This window comes from Prevotella dentasini JCM 15908 (genome assembly GCF_000614065.1).
Lineage (GTDB): Bacteria > Bacteroidota > Bacteroidia > Bacteroidales > Bacteroidaceae > Prevotella > Prevotella dentasini.
Genome location: NZ_BAKG01000001.1, coordinates 118,898 through 142,375 on the forward strand (window position 1 = coordinate 118,898; position 23,478 = coordinate 142,375).

Genomic DNA, 23,478 nt, shown 5'->3' on the forward strand with positions numbered 1-23,478 from the left:
ATGGTGTAGTCGCAAGCCGAAAGTGCCGTTTTCGCAACATCAAAGTGCCGCTTTCACGATGCGAAAGCGGCACTTTCGTTTTGCCGGAGTGGCTTGACGGCGGAATGGGTCGGGGTGAGTGCCGCTTCTGCCTGCGCGTGAAGGGGTGGTCTCTGCCCGTGGCAGGGGTAATGAAAAAAGACGCCAAGCATTGATAAATCAATGACTTGGCGTCTCTTTTTGTTGTCCCAGGCGGACTCGAACCACCACTGACAGAACCAAAAACTGTAGTGCTACCATTACACCATAGGACAATCGTGGGTGCAAAGATAGTGTTTTTCTGCGTGATAACCAAATTTTCGTTCCGTTTTTATTGCGTCGGAAATCAAAGCGGACGTTTTGCAGGGTGCCCGGCTTGGCTGGGACGGGAAAGGCAGCGGGGCTGATGGCTCTTGGCGTGCTTACTTCCGGAAGAACCGGTTCATCCGGGTGATGACCTCGTGGAGCTGCCGCGGATTGAGCGGATAGTTGGGAATGGGGCGCATCCGCTTGTCCATCACCTTCAGGTTTCCTGCTCCCTGTTTCTCCACTATCGTGCCGTCGCTGCGTATGAAGGCGTAGTAGAGGTCGCTACCTACGAGGTGCCAGTCGCGTGGGGAGGGGTCGTGGAGGTATTTTCCCATCGAGTAGTCGGACGGAGGGTTCGTTACGCCGAGCACCTGACGGAGGATTGTCGGCGAGATGTCGTAGTGGGTGGTGCGGTAATTGCGCTTTCCGGGCTTGCATCCGGGGTAGTAATAGATGAAGGGCGTGGCGGTCTGGTACTGTGAATAGTTGGATGAGTGGCCCCAATAGTTGTTGTGATTCTCGTTGAACTCCTGTCCGTGGTCGCCCGTTATGATGACGACGGTGTTCCGCAGAAGGTTCTTGGCCTTCAGCTTGCGCAGGGCCAGTCCGACGAGCGAGTCAGCTTCGGCCACGCAGTTGCGGTAGAGATTGAAGAAGGGTGTCGGGTCGGTGTCGTTGTCGAGCTTCATGTAGTCGCAGTATTCCCAGCTGGGACGGAATCGATACTGCTTGCTCTTGGGCAGCTCAATGGCATGTGCGAGGTCGTAGAAGACGAAGGAGAAGAACGGCTGCCGCCCGTCGTAGCGGTCGATGTCGGCCATGAAGTTGCGCGTGATGCGTGTGTCGCGCTCGTAGGCGGTCTTTCCCGGTGTGCTGATGTTGAGTCCCTTCACGTCGCGGAAGAGCATTTTGGCAAACGGCGGGTATTCCAGCGTGGCACTGGGGTAGGCCTGCACCTTGTAGCCTGCCTTGAGCAGCTGACTGATAAGGACGGGTTGGACGTTCCCGTACTCAAAGCTCTTCCAGTAATAGGCCGATATTCCCGTGAACATACCGAAGATGCCGCCCCGCGTGGCATTGCTCGAGCTGATGTGATGGGGATACTGTTCGGCACTGTCGGCAAAGGCGCAGATGTTAGGTGTGCATGCTTTCGTCAGTGTACGGGGATTCCATGAGTCGATGCAGAGGATGACTACGTTCAGGGGACGGGATGGTTTCACCGCCTTCAGCGGACGGAGTGGGTAGGCGACTGCCGTTCCGCTGTTCTGAAAACGTATTTGGTTGAGCTTGTTGATGTCCACTATTCCCAGTTTCGCCAAGAGCTTGTTGGCCCGCAGGGGGAAGTAGTAGGGCAGCACGTCGGTGCTTTCTACGATGGACGATTTCATGGTTGCGCCTCCGTAGATGTGTATGCCCTGAGAGAGAAGGACGAAGCCTGAGAGGATGAGCAGGCTGTTGCGATAGAAGTGGTGGAAGACAATGCGGCTGTTAAGCAGCCGGGAGAGGTAGCTCAGGAAGAAGCTCAGGAGGAAGAAGAGTGACGAGAGGGCTGCGGCTTTCAGGTAGACCCACGTGTCGAAGATGAATATTTCGGATGCGCCGGGGCCTGTCAGCATCTCCCAGACAAGTCCGTTGATATGGAAATGGTAGATGCTGTAGACGTAGCTGTTGGCTACTGCCACGATGAACATGAGGCATAGCAACCGAGAGCAGGATATCCGTCAGGCGTTGCCGGCAGCCCAGTGCCGCCAAAGGCAGCTGAAAGACGAGGAAAGGGATAAGGGCAAAGAGGGCGGCATGCGTGAGGCAGGAGGCCGTGAAGTAAATCCAGCCCAACGTCCATCACTTCGGTGCTCGTGCCGTTTAGGATATAGGAAAAGAAAATGGCAGCCAATGCGATGGTTGCAAGTAGATAGAACAGGAATCCTTGCAGGATGTTCCGGCTTTTCGGTTGGTTCATAGATGTCAAATGGAGAGGTTGGAGAAGTGGGGGAGCGGAAGGATGGGAACAATGCGGTCGGATGGCGTCCGTGCGGAGTCCGTCGGGCTGTCCGCCGGCTGTAGTCTTGTTTGCCCGGCAGCGTCTCCCCGGTGGTTTGCAGTGAGGTGGCTGAAAAGCAAAAGATGGTTATATCCCTCGTTGTCGGGATATAACCATCTTTCTGTAATTTATTGTTTGACGATAATCAGCGAGTAGTTCTTCTTGCCTTTCTGAACAAGCAGGTACTTGCCGTCGATGAGGTCGTCTGCCGTAATTGGCTGGTCGAAGGCCTGAAGTTTGTCCTTGTTGAGCGACACGCCGCCACCCTTGACGAGCTTGCGCATCTCGCTCTTGCTCGGGAAAATGCTCATTCCCTCTTGGTTGAAGACGTCTACGGCAGCCTGGCCGAGCACTTCCTTGGCGACTTCGTAGTGGGGCACGTCCTTGAACACGTCGGTGAAGGTCTGTTCGTCGAGCTGAAGGAGGTCTTCCTTTGTGGACTTTCCGAAGAGGATGTTGCTGGCTGCGACAGCCATGTCAAGGTCTTCCTGAGAGTGAACCATCCGTGTAACCTCCTCGGCAAGGCGGCGTTGCAGGCTGCGGCGGCCTGGGTCTTGTCGGTGTTCCTCTATGAGGGTATCGATGACGTCCTTTTCCAGCGAGGTGAAAATCTTGATATACTTCTCCGCGTCGTCGTCGCTGACGTTCAGCCAGACTGATAGAAGACGTAGGGGGAGGTGCGCTTGCGGTCGAGCCAGATATTTCCGCTCTCCGTTTTGCCGAATTTCTTGCCGTCAGCCTTCGTGATGAGCGGACAGGTGAGGCAGTATGCCTCTGCTTCTCCGCCCAGTGTGCGTCTGATGAGTTCGGTTCCGGTGGTCATGTTGCCCCACTGGTCGTTGCCGCCGAGCTGCAGTTTCACGCCATACTTACGGTATTGGTAGAGGAAGTCGTAGCCCTGAAGGAGCTGATAGGTGAACTCGGTGAACGAAAGGCCGTCGCTCGCCTCGCCGTTGAGCCGCTTCTTCACGCTGTCTTTGGCCATCATGTAGTTGACGGTGATGTGTTTGCCCACCTCGCGTGCGAAGTCGAGGAAGGTAAAGTCTTTCATCCAGTCGTAGTTGTTGACCATTTCGGCCTTGTTCGGCTCGTTTCCGTCAAAGTCGAGGAACTTGCCTGCCTGCTTCTTGATGGCTTCCTGATTGTGGTAAAGGGTCTCTGCGTCGAGCAGATTGCGCTCTTGCTCTTGCCCGAAGGGTCGCCAATCATGCCCGTTGCACCCCCGACGAGGAGGTAGGGCTTGTGTCCGCAACGCTGAAGGTGGCGTAGCATCATGATGCCACAGAGGTGCCCGATGTGCAGGGAGTCCGCCGTCGGGTCAGTGCCGAGGTATGCCGACACCATTTCCTTTTGGAGAAACTCTTCCGTTCCCGGCATTATCTGCGCCAGCATACCGCGCCAGCGTAGTTCTTCAACAAAGTTTTTCATCATTGAATGTTTTGTGGCTCTTGCGAGCCTGTTTGTTTATAATCATATCGGGGTGTCTGAAAAGGCGACTCACGGAACCGGGTCGTAGCCGCTTCCACCCCATGGATTGCATCTCAATATGCGCCACACGGCCAGTGCCAGTCCCTTTATCGGCCCGTGTTTCAGCAGTGCTTGTCTGGCGTATTCCGAACAGGTGGGGGTGAAACGGCACGAGGGCGGAGTGTAAGCTGATGGCTGCCTGATAGAAACGGATGGCAGAATCAGCAGCCATGCGGCAGCGCGCGAGGCAAAGCGCAGTATTTTATTTACTTTCATTGTGTCCTCCTTATCTTAACGGGCTGTCCGGGCAATCCGGTGGGGGCGGAATGGGCAGGCGGGACGCCTGTGCCTATTGCGCGGTTGTGGCGTTTTCCCTCTCTCCTATCCGCTCCAGCAGGTTGCAGACCTTGCTCTCTACGTTCTTTGAACCGTGAAGTTCGTCTGCCAGCCAGATGAAGGCAATCAGAAGACGGTGCTGTGGCATGGATGCGAGAGTATCGAGAAGAAGATGCTTGTGCTTCCGATAGGCTTCGCGAACCTGCCGCTTTACGCGGTTGCGCCTGACTGCACGCTTGAAGTGTTTCTTCGGAACGCTGATGAGCAACTGCACTTGTGCCGCATTCTCCGTCGCAGATTCGCCTTCTCCGTCGTCCACTGCGCAATAGACAGCCCGCAGGGGAAACGCTGACAGCGAGTGGCTGCCGCCTCCCGTGAAGAGCCTGTCGATGAGCTTCTTGCTGCAAAGTCGCTCCTGCTTTCGGAATGTTTGTCTGTGCGTGATGGGCATGTCGGGTGAGTGTTCTTTGCCTTGCCGGATGGCCGTCTGCCATCAGTTACTTGCCGTTCTGCTCTTCCAGATAGGCGCGGAGGGCACCTGTCATGGACGGATACTTCGACGATGGTGCCTCAAGGTCGAGCCGGAAGCCCTGCGCTACCACCTCCTTGGCGGTAGCAGGCCCGAAGGCTGCTATCTTTATATCGCCCTGCTCAAAGTCGGGGAGGTTCTTTTTCAATGCGCGGACACCCGTCGGACTGAAGAAGACAAGCATGTCGTAGTCGAACGATTTCTTCTCCTCGGCAGTCAGGTCGCTGCTTATCGTGCGGTACATGATGCACTCCTTGTGCTTCAGCTTGCTGTTGTCGAGCATCGTCTTGAGCATTTCGTTGTGCGCGGAGCTTTGCGGGACGAGGTAATTTTCGTCCTTGTGCTTCACCATTGTGGGCAACAGGGAGTCTATCTTGCCCGAATTGCCGAAGAAAACCTTTCGTTTGCGATACTGAACGTACTTCTGAATATAGAGCGCGATGGTCTCAATAACACAGAAATATTTCATGGTCTCGGGAATGGTAACGCGCATTTCCTTGGCAAGTTTGAAGTAATTGTCAATAGCGTGGCGTGATGTGAATACAACAGCCGAATAGTCTAACAGATTGATTTTCTGCTGACGGAATTCCTTTGCCGATAGTCCCTCGACCTGAAAGAATGGTCTGAATACCAGTTCAACGCCCAAATCTTCCGCTATGTCGTAGTAAGGCGACTTGTCGCTGGAGGGCTTTGGCTGTGATATCAAGATCTTTTTAATCATCGTGTCCTAAAAATTTATAGTCAAATAGTTACCTGTATATGTCAAGACGCCGACCAATGCCGTCAACGGCATCAATTCAAGCGCACAAAAGTACAAAATTATTTGCAGACTGACACTTGTTCTTTTGAAAAAGATAACGAACTCTTTGTAAAAGGCAAGTATTTTGATTAGAAGTATGGCTGTAAGCAGGTAAATCATCGATATTTGCATCGACAGATTGAAATAAACCAACAGCAGCACGAGGGGGAAGAGCAGCACGCCCTCCATGGAGGTCAGGAAGAGCCACGACTGCATCCATTGTAAACATTTATTCCTGCTGAAGTAGACCCAGTTGACGATGGAATAGAGGATGTATTTCGCCAAGAAATATCCCATGAAGATACCGAAATAGATGCCTATCATCTCCAATTGGGACTCCATGATGTAGCTGTTGCCTCCTGCCGTGCGGTTGTACAGATAGTAGACGATGCTGAGGATGAGTGCCGTCTGTACGACAAGGAACAGCTGGAAACGCACTTCGTAGGAGGTCTCTGCCATGGTTGCGCGGTTGCGCGGTATGCGGAAGAGGCTTCCGACCTGCCGGATGATGAAGTTGCGCGAGAGCGATGCCGCCACGAGGGCAAGTGCGAAGCACCCCAGAAGCAGTCCGGCAACGGTATTGTCGTTGCTGACGCTGTAGGGCGCGGGGTCGCCGAGGACACCGCTGTGGGCCGCTCTCAGTCCGGGGCGGAAGTACTGGCTGCCCTTGAAATAGCCTTCGTTGCGAAAGTCCACGTCGGTCAGCCGGAACTCTTTCTTCGGTTTCAGCCTCAGGAGTCCCGGCAGACTGGTCTCCGCATGAAGTGAATCGGCAGCCGGCAAATGCACCGAGTCGGACGCAGCCTGCCCGGCAGCGTCCGACTTTGCCTTTGCCCGACCCCCTGAGTCAAGCCTGCGGAGTAGTGGCGGAATTGCTGTTGAATCCGTACTGAGCATGGTTCAGCCTATAGCCCGAAAGCCTTCCTGATGTCGTCTACCCTGTCTGTCTTCTCCCAAGTGAAGAGTTCTACGTCTATCACCTTTGTCTCGTGATAGTGGCTGGTAAAGGTTTTCCGTATCGTTTCGTTCTGTCGGCCCATGTGTCCGTATGCCGCTGTTTCGAGATACATCGGCTGCCGGAGGTTCAGCGCGCGTTCGATGGCCTTGGGACGGAGGTCGAAGAGCTTCTTGATGGTCTCTGCAATCTCGCTGTCGGAAGCCTTTACCTTGGAGCGTCCGTAGGTATTCACGTACACGCTGACGGGTTCTGCCACACCGATGGCGTAGGCCAGCTGCACGAGCATCTCGTCGCTGACGCCTGCTGCTACCATGTTCTTGGCGATATGCCGTGCTGCATAGGCTGCCGAACGGTCTACCTTGCTGGAGTCCTTGCCCGAGAAGGCACCGCCGCCGTGCGCACCTTTGCCGCCGTAGGTGTCGACGATAATCTTCCGTCCCGTCAGACCCGTGTCGCCGTGAGGGCCGCCAATGACGAACTTACCCGTCGGATTGACCAAGTATTTGATGTTGTCGTTGAAGAGGGCGAGTACCTTTTCCGACTTGATTTGCGCCTTCGTGCGCGGTATGAGTATCTCTATCACGTCCTTGCGAATCTGCTCCAGCATCTTTCTGTCGGCTTCGAGCTGTGCCTCGCGCGTGTCGCCGGCAGGCTGAATGAAGTCGTCGTGCTGTGTGGAAACGACGATGGTGTCGATGCGCTGCGGTATGTTCTCGTCGCTGTACTCTACCGTTACCTGACTCTTCGAGTCGGGACGGAGATAGGTCATCAGCTTGCCCTCCTTGCGGATGTCTGCCAGTGTGCGCATGAGCAGGTGCGCCAAGTCGAGCGTGACGGGCATGTAGCTCTCGGTCTCGTTGCAGGCGTAGCCGAACATCATGCCTTGGTCGCCGGCTCCCTGATTCTCCTCGTCGCCGTTGTCTACGCCCCGGTTGATGTCGTCGCTTTGTTCGTGGACGGCCGAGAGTATGCCGCAGCTGTTGCCGTCGAACTGATATTCTGCCTTTGTATAGCCGATGTTGTTGATGGTCTTGCGTGCAACGGCCTGTAGGTCGACGTATTCGGAGGAGCGTACTTCGCCCATGATGACTACCTGCCCCGTCGTGTTGAACGTCTCGATGGCGCAGCGTGCGTCCTTGTCGTAGGCGAGAAACTGGTCGAGGAGTGCGTCGCTTATCTGGTCGGCAACCTTGTCCGGGTGGCCTTCAGATACTGATTCTGATGAAAATAAATATGCCATATCTTCTTCTCTGTTTTTTATTTGAGAGTGCAAAGTTACTGCAACTTAACGTGATAGCAAAATATTGACGGAATATTTAGAGAATATTATGCCCGGAAGAGCGGTGGTACGGCCGTGTGGGGGAGGTCTCCCGGAGTGTAGGGAATGACGGGAGCGGAGGGCGGGCCGCGCAGGTCGCTGACGTCGTTTTGTTGATATTTTTCATTCGCCGTGCCTTCCCCTTTCTGCCGGGAAGCCGTCTTCGTGTTGCGAAAGTGCCGGAACGGCCATGCGAAAGTGCCGTTTTCACTGTGTCAGAATGCTGCTTTCGCCTGCCGGGAACGGCGTTTTCGGAGGACCTGTGTAAGTGTTTGTCTGTTAGCTGGTTGCAGATAAGTGGACGAGGATGGCCTTCTGTGGGTGTTTGCGTGGATGCTTTTGTAGGCTGTAAATGTTTTTCGCGATTTCCGATAGTTTCCTGCCAGTATCTTGGCAGAACGTTTGCCGGTTTGGCTATAAATGTTTATCTTTGCAAGGTCAAGCTGAAACGAAACTCTAACAGAAACGCTTATGAAACCCTATATGTCCGTCGTCGTCTTTCTGGTGCTGCTGCTTTCGTCTGTCGGGGCAGGCATCGACAGCTACCATACTGCCGAACAGCGCATAGTGAGGATATGAATCAGGCTCTGAGCAAGACGCTTGCCGCAAGTCAGGAGGGCTGGATAACGCCCGACACTATCCACTCTTACCGTCAGAACCTGCGGATAGCCGAGCTTCGTAACCACTCCTACCTCTACTATGCCGACTTGCAGCGCGACGACACTCTGTGCAGCCGGCGGATGGAATGGCGTTCGCAGCATGCGGCGGTGGCCTTGCGGGGCTATGCCAACTGCTCGTTTGCCACCGTGTGGGGCTTGGCCGACCATCGGCTGCCGTGGTTTCTGTCGCTCCTGACGGTGGGGTGGCTCTTCCTCTCGTTCCGCTCTGTACGTCGTCGGCGCGTAGAGGGTCTGTCGTTCGGCTCGCTGGTCTATGTCGCCGGCGAACGCCGTTTCTATCGTCCCGACTGCCAGCCCGTCCGTCTCACCCCGATGCAGCAGCAGTTGTTGGAGATGTTTTTCACCGCCGAGCAGCATTGCCTGTCCAAAGACGAGATTTGCGAACGGCTGTGGCCGCGGAAACCCGATGCCTCCGAGACGCTTTACACCCTCATCCGCCGCCTGAAGCCGATTGTGGAACGGCAAGGCAGTCTCAAAATTGTCTCCGAACGGGGCAGGAGCTATCGGCTGGAGGAAGCGTAGAAGCGTGAGCTTGGCTTTCTCAATCCGGGTACGTGTGGCACGTGTCTCTATTTGATGGTCATGTTTTTCTGATATTTCGGCTATCACATTCCGGGGTTGCGGACGGATGCGGAAGGAGGCTTGTTGTATATGATAAGGTGGAATGGTCATCCTCATTTTGTATTTTCATCCTTGTATATAGGCTTGCCTGTCCGATTGTCAGACAATTGTCAGCTTCTTTTTTCGCCTGTCTGCTTTGTTTTTCTCTATCTTTGCCAGCAATAACTAAACTTTAGTAAAGATGGAAAAACTCCTGATTCTCTTCTTGGTGGTATCCCTATCGCATGCCACCCGTACCCGGGCGGCTGCCCTGTCGTCGTGCTGCGACTCCCTGTATATGCAGGACGGCGGTCCGGTTGCTTCGGTTCGCTCCGACAGCGTTGCAGCCCTCGCCCTGCCGGAGGTAACAGTAGAGGCCGCGCGTGTCGTCCGCAAACCCGACGGACAACTCCTTTTCCCCTCCGCAAAACAGCTGCAGGCCTCTACCAACGGCTACAGCCTGCTCGCCAAGCTCGCCCTGCCGCGCATCCGTGTAGACGAGGTGGCACGCACGATAACGCCCCTTGGCAACAACGGTTCGGTGCAGTTGCGGCTCAACGGTGCCATCACTACGCACGAAGAGTTGCTGTCGCTTGACCCGAAAACCGTGAAAAGCGTCGATTTCATCGACAATCCGGGCGTCAGATACGGTGAAGGGATTGGCTACGTCATTGACATTCGCACGCGGAGGGGCGACAGCGGATGGCTGGCAGGGGCCGACCTGAACAACTCGCTGACCGCCCGGCATGGCAGCAATACCGTTTTCGGGAAGGCGAACCGTGGAAACTCCGAGTTCGGGCTGACATATCAGCAGGACTATACCGACTTCCGGGGGAACGATAACAGCGAACAGACCGACTATCTGCTCAACAACGGCACGCTCTATCACGTCAGCCGGACCTGTCAGTCGGCCCGTTCGCGCAGCTATAATAATAGCTTGCAGGCGAAATACAGCCTTGCCGATTCGGCTTCCTACGTTTTTCAGGCTGTCCTTACCAACGAATGGAGGCACGACCCCGGCAGCAGCGTGATACAAAATGTGTCGGATAATGGCAGGAGTCCCTTGAACCCGGGTGTGAAGACCGATGCGGTCGTACATTCCCGCGGCCGCTCTTCCAGCTTCACCCCGGCTCTTGACCTCTATTTTATGCACACTCTCGGCAGTCACCAAACCCTCACCGCCAATGCCGTAGGGACGGGCATAGCCACCGACGATTACGATTTCAACGACGAAGGAAGCGTCTACGAGTATGCCGTCAAGGGGCGGACGTGGTCGCTGCTGACCGAGGCCGTCTACGAGAACCGCCTCCGTCCCTTCACCGTCTCGTTGGGCATGAAGCACAGCACAAAGTACACGCGCAACGAATATACGGGTTCTGTGGCATCACTCACCCAGCTGCACAACAGCAGCCTGTATGTCTTCGGGGAGATAAAGGAAGATGGAAGGACCTCAGCTACGTGGCAGGACTCGGGGTGAGCCATCATGGCTATCGGCAGGGAGGAAGCCGCTACTCATACTGGCTTTTCCGTCCCAAGACTACCGTGTCCTACGCGTTCACGCCTGCCCTTTCGCTCCGTTATTCGTTCGAGATGTACGAGCATGTATCGCGGATTGCCTTTATCGGCGGCACTGCTATCCGCACGAATGTAATGGAATGGACGGTCGGGAATCCCGACTTGAAGCCGAATAAGGTGTTCGACCATGTCCTCACGTTGAGTTATGACCGCCCGAGATTGTCGCTTTCGGCTGATTTCTGCTATCGGACGAACCCACGGTCCAATATGGCTTACTACGTCAGAACGGCCGACGACCGCTTTGTCTATACGCAGCGGAATCAGAAAGACATCCGTATGGTCTACGGAACGGTCTATGCCCGTTGCGACATCCTGCCCGAACGGCTGACGGCCAACCTGTGGGGAGGTGTCTTCCGCTTCTTTAACTATGGCGATAACTACCGCCATTACCTGACGACCTACAACTTCTCGGGCAGCCTTAATGCCTATCTCGGACGCTGGACGCTCGTTGCCGCTGCCGACAATGGGTGGAAATTCATGGAGGGCGAGACCATGGGACACGGTGGAAGTGCCACCTACGTGGGGGCAACCTGCCATATAGGCAACTTCGACCTGTCGGTTTTCTTTCAGCATCCTTTCGAGCAACATCCCCGGACGAACAAGAGCATCATCTGCAACGAATACATGCACAAGGTCTTCATAGAGCGCGGACGGGATTACGGCAACATGCTGACGTTCAATCTTACGTGGAAAATGCAGTGGGGACGAAAGTATAAGAGCATCAGGAAGACGCTTCAGAACAGAGATTCCCAAACGGGAATCATGCAGGGACGGTAAGGCAAGGGGCTTACGGTGGCCTTTCGTTCATTTTTTCATGCCAGTCCCATGATAAAAACAAGAGGAGACAGCACTGCCCTGATGGCAGTCTGTCTCCTCCATGCTGTATGTTCTACGTGCCGGTTTAGTCTTCCCAAAGGCTCTTGTTTCCTATATGGTTCTCCTTGGAAAGGATTTCCGACTCATTATTGATGGTCTCATCATCCACTAAAGGCAGTGTTTCACCACTTCCAGCTAACAGAGATTCTGCGTTCATTTCCTTTACCTTGATAGCCGGTACAATATAATTCTTGCTCATAGTTGTATCTTTTAGTTTGTTTATTTGTTCAATATCTTCTTGCCGTTCTTGATTACAATTCCCTTGTAAGTGCTGTCTACACGCTGCCCGGAAAGGTTATACATGGCGTCGTTGGCGGTAGCCGACATGGCAGCATGGCTGATGCCGGTTGTCTCGAAACCGATAAAGTCCTTCGCGCCAGCCTCTATCGGCATGGAGAGATAGCATTTTCCGGCAGGGATGGTTACGTTTTCAGCGAGACGGTAGAAGCCTACTCCCTTGCTCTTGTTAGCGAGTACATAGACCAGACCGGCCCCTGTCATCTTGCCATCGGAAACCTTCAGCTCTGTCGTAGCGGCAAACTGACTATCCTGCTCTTTGTTTGCCCAGATGGCAGCAGCCTTGTATGTCTGTGCGGCACCTTTCAGTACGACCGGCGTACCGGGCAGTACCTCGTGCTCAATGGGCGAGAGGGTAACGCTGGCATCGGTTACCTTTACCGTGTAGGCGGTGATGCCGAGAGCCGAGAAATTGGTCTTCACGGATGGAACAAAGGTTGCATAGCCTGCCGACGGGATGGTAACATCCTGTGTGGCTGTCATGGCGATATTGTCGTTTTCAGGATTAAAGGTAATGGAAACGTCGAAAGTGCCGGCACGCTGCAGCAGGTCGCCATAATAGAAGTTCTCTTTCGGCAACCAAGTATTGCCCGGATTAATGACCACCTTAAAGGCAAGGTTCTGCTTGTCGGCTGCCTCGGCCTCGCTAAGGGTAATGGTTCTCTTCCAGAGGTAGGTGCCGTTGGGCTGCTCCTGCATGATGTTGGCATCGTTGTCTTTGTCCCACAATGTTTTAAAAACACTGGCAGGAGCACCTGCAACGGTATAGGTGGCCTTCATGCCATATTGTGATGTAATATCCTCATAGCCACTCTCACCGTCGTAAATGAAGTAGCTGTCAGACGTAATGCCTCAATGTTGCCGGTTTGCTTGTCTGGCCCGTTGTTAAAAATGATGTTTACAGCACCACCCTCGGGTATATTGATAAATCTCTTTACGTAGAAGGTCTGCTCCTGCTTCGTTGTCGGGTTCTTGAACGTCTTGGTTTCGGTCATCATTTCTCCCGGCCACTCTGAGTTGCCTGCGCTTCCCCAATAGTGGATATGGGGTGCTGCAGATGCCTGAACATAAACGGTGATGTCCTTCGCACACAGGTTAAGTACTGCCATTGTGAGCAGTACGCATAGCGTAAATAGTTTTCTCATTTCTTTAATTATTAGTTGTTATTATAGATTATTACTGAATTTATTATTCGGTTTGTACGTTGTAAATATGTCAGTCGGGTTGCAAAGTTATGCCATTTCCTCGGATATTGATATAAAACGAATACAGATTAAGTATTTTTAATTATAGAGTGGCGTTCTTATGTATATTTAACTGCTTTGTTGTTGTGTATGGATGGAATATTCATTTATTTTCTGCTGTCGGCTCAACTTTATACAGGGAGAAACGCTGAGAAGCGTTTTTTTATTCGTAACTTTGCCCAAAGGCGGTGCCATGCTGCCGGAACAGCTCCTTGGCTATATGAGGACAGGACAGCTATAATATAAGGTAGGGCGTCCCGTGCCGCCTTGTCCGTCTTCCAATCTTCCAATCATCAACAATAGAAATGAAGAATACAATCGCAACACTCCTGCTGCTTCTCCTCACCGCTGTGCCCGTCTGCGCACAGGGTATGGGAAAACTGATGAAGCAATATTACATGCTGCCGCAGCAGGCATACGGATATTTTGTCCACGGACAGGGCGACAGCCTGCTGAACATGGCAGACGACGAGTTTCGGAAAGCCGTAACCAAGGAGCAGGCATCCGCCATGTTCAGGCAGATACAGCTGCAGCTGGGCGATTTCCGCTCGGCCGCGCTGTGGCTGCCTGCCGAGACAGGGCAGGCGGACATGAGGCTTTCACGCGCGTAATGACCTTTGCGCGCTGCCGGATAACGCTTTCGCTGACTTTCAATGCCGACAACCGTCTCGTCGGTCTGTTCTTCTCGCAGCCTGAAGCCATCGACGACAATCCGCCGCTGCCCCATGAGCGCGAGTTCACGCTGCAGACCGACGGATTCGACCTGCCTGCCCGGCTGACTCTTCCCGGTGGTGAGAAGGGACGGAAATATCCTTGCGTCGTCCTCGTTCATGGGTCGGGACCGTCGGACATGAACGAGTCGGTCGGGGCGAACAAGCCTTTCCGCGACCTTGCAGAGGGACTGAGTCGGCGCGGAATAGCCGTCATCAGATACGAGAAGCGCACCCACGTCTATGACGTTGCCCGGCACGGGCTGCCCAAGGGACGGCAGCTGGACTACGATACCGAGACGGTAGACGACGTGCTGACGGCCATCGATTCGGCAAGGGTGTTCCCCGAGGTGTGCAGGGACAGCATCTACGTAGTAGGGCACAGCCTTGGGGCAATGCTCGCACCCCGCATTGCCGAGCGGTCGGGACACTTGGCAGGCATCGTCATGCTTGCCGGAACACCCCGAAAGCTGATGGACGTGTTGCGCGACCAGAACATCGCTGCCCTGAAAACATCGGATGCGGCAGTTGTCGACTCCGTGATGGCCGTCGCGCGCAGGCAGTTGCCCGAGAGCTACATAGCCTTTGACAGTCTTTATTCGGCCGGTGCGACGGCAGCCCGTCTCCGTCTCCCAATGCTTCTGTTGCAGGGTGAACGCGACGTACAGGTAACCGTGGCAGATTATCGGGCGTGGGACAAATGGTTGAAGAAGAACCGCGGCGTGGTGCGCAGGACCTATCCGCTGCTGAACCACCTCTTCGTGGAGGACACGGGGAAGCCCGTAGCCGAAGAGTACAATACGCCCTCGCATATCCCCGGCTACGTCATGGACGACATAGCGCAGTTTGTCAGGACAGGGAAAATAGCGGAGCAATGAGCCTTGTCCGCTGACTCCGTTGGCGGGCGTAAGAATGTGGCAAAACGAAAGTGCCGCTTTCGCAGTGTCAAAGTGCCGTTCTGACCTTGCGAAAACGGCACTTTCGTTTTGCCGTTAAGCCTTTATGGATTTGTCGGTGTCCGTCATGCACAGGCAGACAGGGCGGCGGTTATGCCTCCTGCTGCCTGATGCCCATTCGTGCCTCAACCACGTTGACCACATAGTCGCCGAGTTTTTCGCACTCCTGAATGATGTCCATGTACATCGTACCGATAGCGTAGGTGTACTTATGGTCGTTTACATCGCTGATGTTCTGGCTGCGCAGCTGATTGCGGTAGTTGTTTATCTCGTTCTCAATGTTGAACGAACGGTTGATGTTGTTGTCCTGCTTGTGGCCTACGAGGATGCAGTTCATCTGCGTGAGGCGTCGTCGGTCAGCTCAAACATCTGGTGAATGTGGTTCAGCTGGTCTTCCGTGAACTCCTCCTTGCCCTTTATGCGGCGGCTTTCCGTCCGTGCAATGTTGTAGCAGGCGTCTCCGATGCTCTCCAGTTCGGATATTTCACGGAGCATGGCACGCACCTTGTCCTTGGTTTCGTCGCTCAGATGGGCGTTGCTCACCTCGTCGAGGTATTTCGCTATCTCAATTTCCATGTTGTCGGAGATGCCCTCATATTTTTCTATACGGGTATAGAGCTTCACGAAGGCCGACTCCTCCTTGGTGGTAAGCAGTTCGCGCACCATGCTGAACATGCGCTGAAGGCGGTCGGCAAAGGCCTGAATCTCCTTGCTGGCTTCGAGTACGGACAGCTCGGGGGTCTTCATGATGCCGGCCTGAATGAAGCGCAGGCGGAAGTCTTCCTCCTCCTCGCGCTTCCGCGGCTTGATAATCGAGCAGACCAGACGCTCCAGCAGGGGGATGAACCAGATGAGCAGGAAGGTGTTGACGATATTGAAGGATGTATGGAAGGCCGCCAGTACGATGGGGAGCTTGAGGGCAAGCTGCTGCTGGGTGAGGTTGTGCTGTTGCGGATCATAGCCGACGAAGCTGCAAACCGTGTCTACGAAAGGATAGAACAGGCAGAGTACCCAGACCACGCCGATGACATTGAACATCAGGTGGGCAAGGGCAGCACGCCGGGCCTGCGTGTTGGCAGCGAGCGCGGCGAGGTTGGCGGTGATGGTCGTACCTATATTCTCGCCCATGACCAGCGCGATGCCGAGGTAGATGGGCAGTACGCCCGTGGAGCACATGAGGATGGTGATGGCCATGACGGCTGCCGACGACTGCACGATGCACGTGATGGCGGTACCGATGGCAAGGAATACGAGTATGGTGAGGTAGCTGTTGACGTCGAACGAACGGAAGAAGTCTATGATGGCAGGGTTGTGTTCCAGTTGCAAATCGCCTCCGGCAGCACTGAGGAGTACAAGGCTTAGGAACATGAACGAAAGTCCGAAGAGGAAGTCGCCGACGTAGCGGAGCTTCCGCGTATAGATAAGGATGATGCCCACGAGGAAGGCAGGGAACACGAAGCTCGTCAGGTCGACCGAATAGCCGAGGGACATAATCCACGCGGTGAGGGTCGTTCCGATGTTGGCACCCATGATGACGGAAATGGCCTGTGCCAACGTGATGAGTCCGGCATTGACGAAGGAAACCGTCATTACGGTGGTTGCCGAAGACGACTGTACGGCGCAGGTGATGAACGTACCCGTAAGCATGCCGGTGAAGCGGTTGGTTGTCATGGCCCCGAGGATGTGGCGCAACTGCGATCCTGCCATTTTTTGCAGGGCTTCGCTCATCACTTTCATGCCGTAGATAAGCAGGGCGAGAGACCCTACTATCTTAAAGGCAATTGCTAAATAAGCACTTGTACTCATAATAATAATATTGTAATGCGATATATTTTGCATTCCGGGTGGATTTTGCTACCTTTACACCCAGATAACACTTAAAGTTAGTTGGTATGAAACAAGTATTGCAAATCCGTTGCAAAAATAACAAAAAAACTCTGAAAGTCCCAATCGGCAGTACACTTTTTGAGATTTTCAATGCAAATAACCTACAAATGGAGTATGGACCCGTCAGTGCAAAGGTCAATAATAAGGTGGAAGGCCTGCACTATCGGGTCTACCACAACAAGGACGTCGAGTTTCTCGACCTGCGCACACCGTCGGGTATACGCACCTACACGCGGTCGCTGTTCTTTGTTCTCTGCAAGGCCGTACACGACCTCTATCCCGGCAGTCAGGTCGTCATAGATATTCCCGTCTCCAACGGCTACTATTGCAACCTTCAGCTCGGGCGGCCCGAAAGGGGCGTAAGTGCCGGAGACGTGGCTGCCATCCGCAGGAGGATGCAGGAAATAATAGATGCCCATCTTCCCATACAGCGATACGAGACGACCACCGAAGATGCGGTCAGGATGTTTGCCGGGCTGGGCGACAAGGCCAAGACAAAGCTCCTGCGCAGCAGCAGTACGCTCTACACCACCTATTATGTAATAGACGACTACAAGGACTACTACTATGGCTCGATGCTGACGAACACTTCGCAGATTCGTCTTTTCGGACTGGAACCCTACTACGACGGTGTCCTGCTGCGTATTCCGTCGTTGCAGGACCCTTCCCGTCTGGGGGAGGTGATACGGCAGGACAAGATGTTCGAGGTGTTTAAGGAGCATCACCGCTGGCAGAGCATCCTCGGGGTTACGACCGTGGGCGACTTCAACGAGGCGGTGGGGAAGGGACTGGCCACCGACCTTATCAACGTCAGTGAGGCTTTGCAGGAGAAGAAGATTTCGAGAATAGCGGATGCGGTTGCAGAGCGCAAGGAGGTGAAGGCGGTGCTGATAGCCGGTCCGTCGTCAAGCGGAAAGACGACGTTCTGCAAGCGTCTCTCGGTGCAGCTCCTTGCAAGCGGAATCCGCCCGGTGCAGGTGTCGCTCGACGACTATTTCGTCAACCGTTTGGACACACCGAAGGACGAGAATGGCGAACTCGACTACGAGAGCATCCACGCCCTGAACATACCCCTGATAAACGAACAGTTCAGTGCGCTGTTCCGGGGAGAGGAGGTGGAACTTCCGAAATATAACTTCCAGACGGGCAAGAGCGAGAAGAGCGGCAAGCTGCTGAGGCTCGGTGAGAACGACATTCTGGTAGTAGAGGGTATCCACGCCCTCAATCCGATGTTGACGGAGCAGATACCGATGCGCTCAAGTTCAAGGTCTATGCCTCTGCGCTGACTACTATCCTGTTGGACGACCACAACTATATTCCCACGACCGACAACCGCCTGCTGCGCCGCATCGTCCGCGACTACAAGTATAGGGGCAGTTCTGCGCAGGAGACCATCCGCCGGTGGCCTTCGGTACGTGCCGGGGAGAACAAGTGGATATTCCCCTATCAGGAGAACGCCGACGTGATGTTCAACACCGCCATGCTCTTTGAACTGGCAGTAATCAAGCCACAGGCCGAGGAGATACTGGAGCAGGTGCCGGAGAATTGTGATGAATATGCTGAGGCATACAGGCTGAGGAAGTTCCTGAAATACTTCTCTTCGCTGCCTTTTCGGAATCTTCCCCCGACGTCGCTGCTGAGAGAGTTCTTGGGCGGCTCGTCGTTCAAGTATTGAGACGGGGGAAGCCCTGCCTGTGAAAAAATAATGGGAAACTGCCCCCGAAGCCTGTTGTGTGGTTGCATTTAGCCGAAAAACAGGGTTTCGGGGGCAGTCTTGTCTGTCCGTGAAGGCTGTGTCTTGTCTTTACGGCCGGGAGCTTGCAGGCGAAAGCACCTTCTCTACAATGTCTTCGGGGCGGATGGAGTTGATGCAGGCAAGGTCGCCGCGATGGCAGGGCTTGTTGCCGAAGACCGAACAGGGGCGGCAGGAAAGTCCGTTGTCTTGTACGGCATCGTCGGGAGACTGCTGCCACCCCATGAAACCGCAATAGGGATGGGTCGCCCCCCATACGCTGACGACGCGTGTGCCCGTCAGCGAGGCAAGGTGCATGTTGGCACTGTCCATCGAAACCATCACGTCGAGATGGCTTATCAGCGTCAGTTCTTCTTTCAGGCCGTTCAGGGTTGAGGCTGCGAGATGCACTGGCTGTGTTTCTCTGCCCATCTGCCGAGTATGTCTTTCTCTTTCTTGCCGCCTCCAAACAGGAATATGCGGCACGTGGGGGCGCGCTGGACAAGCAGGTCTATCACTCGCTCCATCTTCTCCTGTGGGTACATCTTGCCTTGGTGGGCGGCAAAGGGTGCGATTCCTATCCATTGGCAGCCGGACGGTTTTGTGCCGACGACGGGGGACAGCGTTGACAGGTCGCCGCCCTCTTTGGGAAAAATGCTCTGGAAGGAAAGTCGGACAGGATACCCCAGCTCCTTCAGTACGTCCTGATAGTTGCTGAAGGAGGTCGGCTGCTGTACGAAGACCTTGTTTCTGCGCCTGCACAATAGTCGTTTCCCCTCCTTGTGCTTATCTATATGTGCTGTCTTGATTCTGTCAAGATGGAATCTTTGGCGGAGAAACTTCGTCCGCAGTACGTTGTGGAAGTCGGCTACGGCTGTCGGGTGCTTGGCAATCAGGCGGCGGTAAAGCCGGTTCAGTCCCTTGATACCCTTGTATTCGCCCTTCAGGTCGGCCTCCATGAAGTCGACGTTTGGTGCAATGGACTCGAAGAAAGCGCGCGCGAAGGGACGCGAGAGGACGCTGATTCGCAAGTCGGGATACTGCTTGGCGAGCGAGTAGACGACTGGCAGGGTCATGGCAACGTCGCCCATGGCCGAAAAGCGGATGATGATGATATGTTCAGCGTGCATAACAGGAGGATGGGGTGATGGTGGAAGAATGACGGACGGGCTTGCAGGAGGGACGTCATGCCTTAATAGAAATGGTGGAAGCAAAGGGAATGGGTGTTGAAGAAAGCCACGGCTTTTCGTCAACACCCATCACGCAACGTGCCTTCTTCCGGAGCCGGCATCTTATTTCTTATACAATACGGGATTGGTAGAAGGGTCGTTGTACATCTTCATCTGCCGGTAGACCTTCATATACTTGCGTCCGGCCTTGATGTCGTCGAGCAACTGGTCGATGGCGGTGCCGAGGTCAGCCTGCTGTTCGAGCAGGATGTTGAGCTTGGAACGGCATTTCTCCGTATGCTCCGGGGCTGCATCGGTACGCTCGGCCTGCTCCTTCATGTGGTAAATCTTCAGTGCGAGGATGGAGAGACGGTCTACCGCCCATGCCGGACTCTCGGTATTGATGGTGGCGTCGGGCATCGGTGCGATGTCGGAATAGAGCTGACGGAAATAGGAGTCAATCTGCTCCACGAGGTCGGTACGGTCTTGGTTCGACCTGTCTATGCGGCGTTTAAGGCTCATTCCGTCCTCCGGTTTGATGTGAGGGTCGCGGATTAAATCCTCGAAATGCCACTGGACGGTATCTATCCAACACTTCAGGTACAGACGATTCTCTATGGAATCCCTGTCGTAAGGATTGTTGATGGGTGTGTCTACATTGTCCGTGATATGGTAATCGCGGATGGCCTGTGCGAAAATCTCGTTGCAATGATCAGTAAATGACATTTCTATTAGATTTGAATTGATTGTGCAAATATAAGTGAAAATATGCGATTGACAAAATAAAAACACGTCTTTTTCGTGCCGTTGTGCTTATTCCGATAGGCGGGTGTGCCGTTCCTGTTGTGCCGGATATTGGAAGTAATGTTTGAATAAAGCTATATAATAACTTGATTTAACGCAAGATAAACGGTATTTTAGGCTAATTTGATGCACAATGTTGGGTTGTTTGTGCAGCAAAAGGTATATTTTTGAATGAAAAATTTGCGTAGCTTGAAAAATTATTGTTCCTTTGCAGCCGAATTTTAGAATAAGAAAGTAATCATCAAACATTTTAAAACTTACAATTATGTCAGAAATTGAATCAAAGGTAAAGGCTATTATCGTAGACAAGCTCGGTGTTGACGAAGCAGAGGTAAAGGCAGAAGCAAGCTTCACAAACGACCTTGGTGCAGACTCTCTCGACACGGTAGAGCTGATTATGGAGTTCGAGAAGGAATTCGGTATTTCCATTCCTGATGACAAGGCTGAGAAGATTTCTACTGTAGGCGACGCTATCTCTTACATCGAAGAGAACGCTAAGTAAAGATTGCAGTAAAAGAGATAAAGGCGGAAAGATTCTTCCCGCCTATCTTTTTTCAGTCATTGACTTATCGGGCGCGTTCCGAAAAAATCATCACGTACACGATAGGGAGGTACGAAAGCGTTCTTTGTGCCTTTTTGTTTTTATTCGGCACCTTATTCAATACAGAATAGCCATCGTTCCGGCATAGACGGATGTTTCTATGTCCGAGAACGGAAGCTTTTTCTTCTGCACCTTTCTATTCGTGTGGCATTGCCAGCCCAAGACATGGGGTGAGGAAGTATGTGCAGAGAAAAAGGCAAGGAAGCACAAAGGAAAATTCGGATTCGCCATAACAATATAACTTATATAAATGGAATTAAAAAGAGTAGTCGTAACAGGACTTGGTGCCGTTACACCGTTAGGCAACAGCCCGGAGGAAACTTGGCAGAATATGTTGGCTGGCAAGAGTGGTGCTGCACCTATTACAAAGTTCGATGCAACTCTGTTCAAGACCCAGTTTGCGTGTGAGGTAAAGGACTTGAACATCAACGAATACATTGACCGCAAGGAAGCCCGCAAACTTGACCACTATACCCAGTTGGCCATGATTAGTGCGATGCAGGGCGTCAAAGACAGCGGCATTGACTTGGAGACGGCCGACAAGAACCGCATCGGTGTTATCTACGGTGTCGGTATCGGCGGCATCCGTACCTTTGAAGAGGAGGTTACCTACTATGGACAGAACAAGGAGAAAGGTCCTAAGTTCAACCCGTTCTTCATTCCGAAGATGATTGCCGACATCGCTTCGGGACAGATTAGCATACATTTCGGCTTCCACGGACCTAATTTCACTACCACGTCCGCCTGTGCTTCTTCAAGCAATGCGTTGGCGGCAGCCTTCAATCAAATTCGTCTTGGCAAGGCAGACATGATTGTCAGTGGTGGTGCGGAGAGTGCTATATGTGCTTGTGGGGTAGGCGGATTCAATGCCATGCACGCTCTTTCCACCCGCAACGACGACCCTGAGCACGCTTCGCGTCCATTCTCGGCAAGCCGCGACGGCTTTGTCATGGGTGAGGGTGCCGGCTGCGTCGTTCTCGAAGAGTTGGAGCATGCCAAGGCCCGTGGTGCGAGAATCTATGCAGAGATGATTGGCGAGGGCGAGTCTGCCGATGCCTACCACATCACTGCTTCTCATCCGGATGGTCTCGGTGCAAAGCTCGTCATGCAGGCAGCTCTCGACGATGCCGGATTAAAGCCAGAGGACATTGACTATATCAACGTTCACGGTACTTCGACTCACGTTGGTGACATCTCTGAGGCCAAGGCCATCAAGGAGCTGTTCGGTGATGCTGCATACAAGCTGAATATTTCCTCTACCAAAAGTATGACGGGCCATCTTCTCGGTGCAGCCGGTGCGGTAGAGGCCATGGCTTGTATTCTCGCCGTGAAGAACGACATCGTACCTCCTACCATCAACCACGAGGAGGATGATAAGGACGAAGAACTTGATTACAACATGAATTTTACGTTCAACAAGGCGCAGAAGCGCGAAGTGCGTGCTGCTCTCAGCAACACCTTCGGTTTCGGTGGCCACAATGCTTGCGTAGTATTCAAAAAGTATGCTGAATAATATTATAGATAGGATAAGGCTCCCTTTCCGCAAGGAAAAGGAGCTTTATTTGTCTTTATACCACATCATAGGAATCCTTCCACACGACCTTAGTTACTATAAGACTGCGCTTCTTCACAAGAGTATTGCACGTCGTAACGAGAAGGGAAAGCCGGTCAACAATGAGCGTCTGGAGTTTCTCGGGGATGCCATTCTTGATGCTGTCGTCGGAGACATTGTCTTCGAACATTTTCCGGGAAAGCGCGAAGGTTTCCTGACCAATACACGGTCGAAGATTGTACAGCGTGATACTCTCAACCGGCTTGCAAAGGAAATGGGTATCTGCAATCTTGTTTTGTCCAGCGGACAAATTTCGTCGCACAACAGCTACTTGGGGGGCAATGCCTTCGAGGCACTGGTAGGAGCACTCTATCTTGACCACGGATATGATGCCTGCATGAAGTTCATGAAGCGGCAGATATTGGGTGGGCTTATCAATATAGATAAGGTGGCTTACAAAGAAGTCAACTTCAAGTCGAAGCTCATCGAATGGAGTCAGAAGAACAAGGTGAAGATGGAGTTCAAACTTCTGAACTTCGAGAAAGACAAGGACAACAATCCTGTCTTTCTGTTCCGTGTTGTCATGGAGGGCGTGGAATGTGGAGAAGGCAAGGGATATTCCAAAAAGGAAAGTCAGCAGTTGGCTGCCAAGCAGACGTTGCAGCGGCTGCGCCGCGAACCGCAGTTCATAAACGAGGTGTTTACCGCTAAGGCCAACCGTACAAAGATGGAGGAAGAGCCTGTGGTAGATGTTCCGGCAATGCCGCAGGGTACCGATTTCATGGCAGGTTGCAAGAGTCAGGAGGAAAAGCGCAGGAATCCTTTTCACGAAGAGGTGTATGCCGATAACCCTGTCTCGAAGCTGGGAAGAAGTAAGTCGGATGGGCAGGACCAAGCAGATGAATCTGTTTCTTCCGGCATCTCTTACGAGCGAGATGCTGACCGTGAGGCTGCCATTGCCGCAGCAGAGGCAAAAGCCTTTGGAGAATAGCAGTTTTTGTTTATGATATCAGAGTACTG

Annotated in this window: 18 protein-coding genes, 1 tRNA gene and 4 pseudogenes; 9 read left to right on the forward strand and 14 right to left on the reverse strand. The window is 53.4% G+C overall.

Features of this window, described 5'->3' with window-relative positions; genetic code table 11:
* Positions 1-222: 222 nt before the first annotated feature.
* The 8 genes and pseudogenes from JCM15908_RS00510 to metK form a co-directional block, all read right to left on the reverse strand.
* Positions 223-293 (reverse strand) — tRNA-Gln (locus JCM15908_RS00510).
* A 147-nt stretch (positions 294-440) separates the two neighbouring features.
* Positions 441-2,018, reverse strand: coding sequence for a sulfatase-like hydrolase/transferase (locus tag JCM15908_RS11390; protein WP_234396338.1), 1,578 nt, complete (start codon positions 2,016-2,018; stop codon positions 441-443).
* A gap of 478 nt (positions 2,019-2,496) precedes the next feature.
* Positions 2,497-3,796: pseudogene (tyrS, locus tag JCM15908_RS11395) on the reverse strand (tyrosine--tRNA ligase).
* A 69-nt stretch (positions 3,797-3,865) separates the two neighbouring features.
* On the reverse strand, positions 3,866-4,111 hold the full coding sequence (yidD, locus tag JCM15908_RS00525) for a membrane protein insertion efficiency factor YidD (RefSeq protein WP_084607785.1): 246 nt from the start codon (positions 4,109-4,111) through the stop codon (positions 3,866-3,868).
* Positions 4,112-4,184: 73 nt separating this feature from the next.
* On the reverse strand, positions 4,185-4,622 hold the full coding sequence (gene rnpA / locus JCM15908_RS00530; RefSeq protein WP_025001850.1) for a ribonuclease P protein component: 438 nt from the start codon (positions 4,620-4,622) through the stop codon (positions 4,185-4,187).
* 46 nt (positions 4,623-4,668) lie between these two features.
* Positions 4,669-5,421 carry a uroporphyrinogen-III synthase gene (locus JCM15908_RS00535; RefSeq protein WP_025001851.1) on the reverse strand — a complete coding sequence of 251 codons (753 nt, stop codon included), beginning with the start codon at positions 5,419-5,421 and terminating at the stop codon, positions 4,669-4,671.
* A 6-nt stretch (positions 5,422-5,427) separates the two neighbouring features.
* Positions 5,428-6,396, reverse strand: coding sequence for a DUF4271 domain-containing protein (locus tag JCM15908_RS00540; RefSeq protein ID WP_025001852.1), 969 nt, complete (start codon positions 6,394-6,396; stop codon positions 5,428-5,430).
* Between the two features lie 8 nt (positions 6,397-6,404).
* Positions 6,405-7,697: a methionine adenosyltransferase gene (gene metK / locus JCM15908_RS00545; RefSeq protein ID WP_025001853.1), complete on the reverse strand. Its 1,293-nt coding sequence runs from the start codon at positions 7,695-7,697 to the stop codon at positions 6,405-6,407.
* A gap of 653 nt (positions 7,698-8,350) precedes the next feature.
* On the opposite strand from metK, the gene JCM15908_RS11400 reads away from it, so the two are divergent.
* The 3 genes from JCM15908_RS11400 (at position 8,351) to JCM15908_RS13960 (ending at position 11,407) form a co-directional block, all read left to right on the forward strand.
* Entirely contained in the window at positions 8,351-8,977 is a 627-nt protein-coding gene (locus tag JCM15908_RS11400; RefSeq protein ID WP_234396339.1) for a helix-turn-helix domain-containing protein, read from the forward strand.
* Between the two features lie 280 nt (positions 8,978-9,257).
* Entirely contained in the window at positions 9,258-10,532 is a 1,275-nt protein-coding gene (locus JCM15908_RS14750; protein WP_051530723.1) for a TonB-dependent receptor, read from the forward strand.
* Positions 10,514-11,407 carry a TonB-dependent receptor gene (locus JCM15908_RS13960; protein ID WP_051530724.1) on the forward strand — a complete coding sequence of 298 codons (894 nt, stop codon included), beginning with the start codon at positions 10,514-10,516 and terminating at the stop codon, positions 11,405-11,407. The genes JCM15908_RS14750 and JCM15908_RS13960 overlap by 19 nt, the downstream gene beginning before the upstream one ends.
* Before the next feature lie 124 nt (positions 11,408-11,531).
* On the opposite strand, the gene JCM15908_RS14755 is transcribed toward JCM15908_RS13960, so the two are convergent.
* The 3 genes from JCM15908_RS14755 to JCM15908_RS00570 are packed head-to-tail and all read right to left on the reverse strand — an operon-like array spanning position 11,532 to position 12,948.
* Positions 11,532-11,705 (reverse strand): hypothetical protein, encoded by a 174-nt coding sequence (locus JCM15908_RS14755; protein WP_159101285.1) that lies wholly within the window; start codon positions 11,703-11,705, stop codon positions 11,532-11,534.
* 20 nt (positions 11,706-11,725) lie between these two features.
* Positions 11,726-12,583, reverse strand: a complete 858-nt coding sequence (locus tag JCM15908_RS13965; RefSeq protein ID WP_025001854.1) for a hypothetical protein — start codon at positions 12,581-12,583, stop codon at positions 11,726-11,728.
* Positions 12,580-12,948: a starch-binding protein gene (locus JCM15908_RS00570; protein ID WP_084607786.1), complete on the reverse strand. Its 369-nt coding sequence runs from the start codon at positions 12,946-12,948 to the stop codon at positions 12,580-12,582. Before JCM15908_RS00570 ends, JCM15908_RS13965 begins: the two co-directional genes overlap by 4 nt.
* A 404-nt stretch (positions 12,949-13,352) precedes the next feature.
* Between JCM15908_RS00570 and JCM15908_RS13970 the strand changes: the two genes are divergently transcribed.
* On the forward strand, positions 13,353-13,658 hold the full coding sequence (locus tag JCM15908_RS13970) for a hypothetical protein (protein ID WP_051530725.1): 306 nt from the start codon (positions 13,353-13,355) through the stop codon (positions 13,656-13,658).
* The gene (locus JCM15908_RS11415) at positions 13,607-14,635 is read left to right on the forward strand and encodes an alpha/beta hydrolase family protein (protein WP_148295479.1); all 1,029 of its coding nucleotides are present in this window, start codon (positions 13,607-13,609) and stop codon (positions 14,633-14,635) included. The genes JCM15908_RS13970 and JCM15908_RS11415 overlap by 52 nt, the downstream gene beginning before the upstream one ends.
* Positions 14,636-14,804: 169 nt before the next feature.
* Here the strand turns inward: JCM15908_RS11415 and JCM15908_RS11420 are convergent.
* Positions 14,805-16,519: pseudogene (locus JCM15908_RS11420) on the reverse strand (Na/Pi cotransporter family protein).
* Between the two features lie 86 nt (positions 16,520-16,605).
* Here JCM15908_RS11420 and JCM15908_RS11425 point away from each other — a divergent pair.
* A pseudogene (locus tag JCM15908_RS11425) lies at positions 16,606-18,275 on the forward strand (nucleoside kinase).
* A 129-nt stretch (positions 18,276-18,404) separates the two neighbouring features.
* Here the strand turns inward: JCM15908_RS11425 and JCM15908_RS11430 are convergent.
* Positions 18,405-19,462, reverse strand: a pseudogene (locus tag JCM15908_RS11430) (glycosyltransferase family 9 protein).
* A 162-nt stretch (positions 19,463-19,624) separates the two neighbouring features.
* Positions 19,625-20,227 (reverse strand): DUF4254 domain-containing protein, encoded by a 603-nt coding sequence (locus JCM15908_RS00595; protein ID WP_025001856.1) that lies wholly within the window; start codon positions 20,225-20,227, stop codon positions 19,625-19,627.
* 343 nt (positions 20,228-20,570) lie between these two features.
* Here JCM15908_RS00595 and JCM15908_RS00600 point away from each other — a divergent pair, with 343 nt between their 5' ends.
* The 3 genes from JCM15908_RS00600 to rnc all read left to right on the forward strand — a co-directional run bounded on the left by JCM15908_RS00600 (position 20,571) and on the right by rnc (position 23,449).
* Positions 20,571-20,807 carry an acyl carrier protein gene (locus tag JCM15908_RS00600; RefSeq protein ID WP_025001857.1) on the forward strand — a complete coding sequence of 79 codons (237 nt, stop codon included), beginning with the start codon at positions 20,571-20,573 and terminating at the stop codon, positions 20,805-20,807.
* 349 nt (positions 20,808-21,156) lie between these two features.
* Positions 21,157-22,419 (forward strand): beta-ketoacyl-ACP synthase II, encoded by a 1,263-nt coding sequence (gene fabF, locus JCM15908_RS00610; RefSeq protein WP_025001858.1) that lies wholly within the window; start codon positions 21,157-21,159, stop codon positions 22,417-22,419.
* Positions 22,409-23,449: a ribonuclease III gene (gene rnc / locus JCM15908_RS00615; RefSeq protein WP_025001859.1), complete on the forward strand. Its 1,041-nt coding sequence runs from the start codon at positions 22,409-22,411 to the stop codon at positions 23,447-23,449. Before fabF ends, rnc begins: the two co-directional genes overlap by 11 nt.
* Positions 23,450-23,478: the final 29 nt, after the last annotated feature.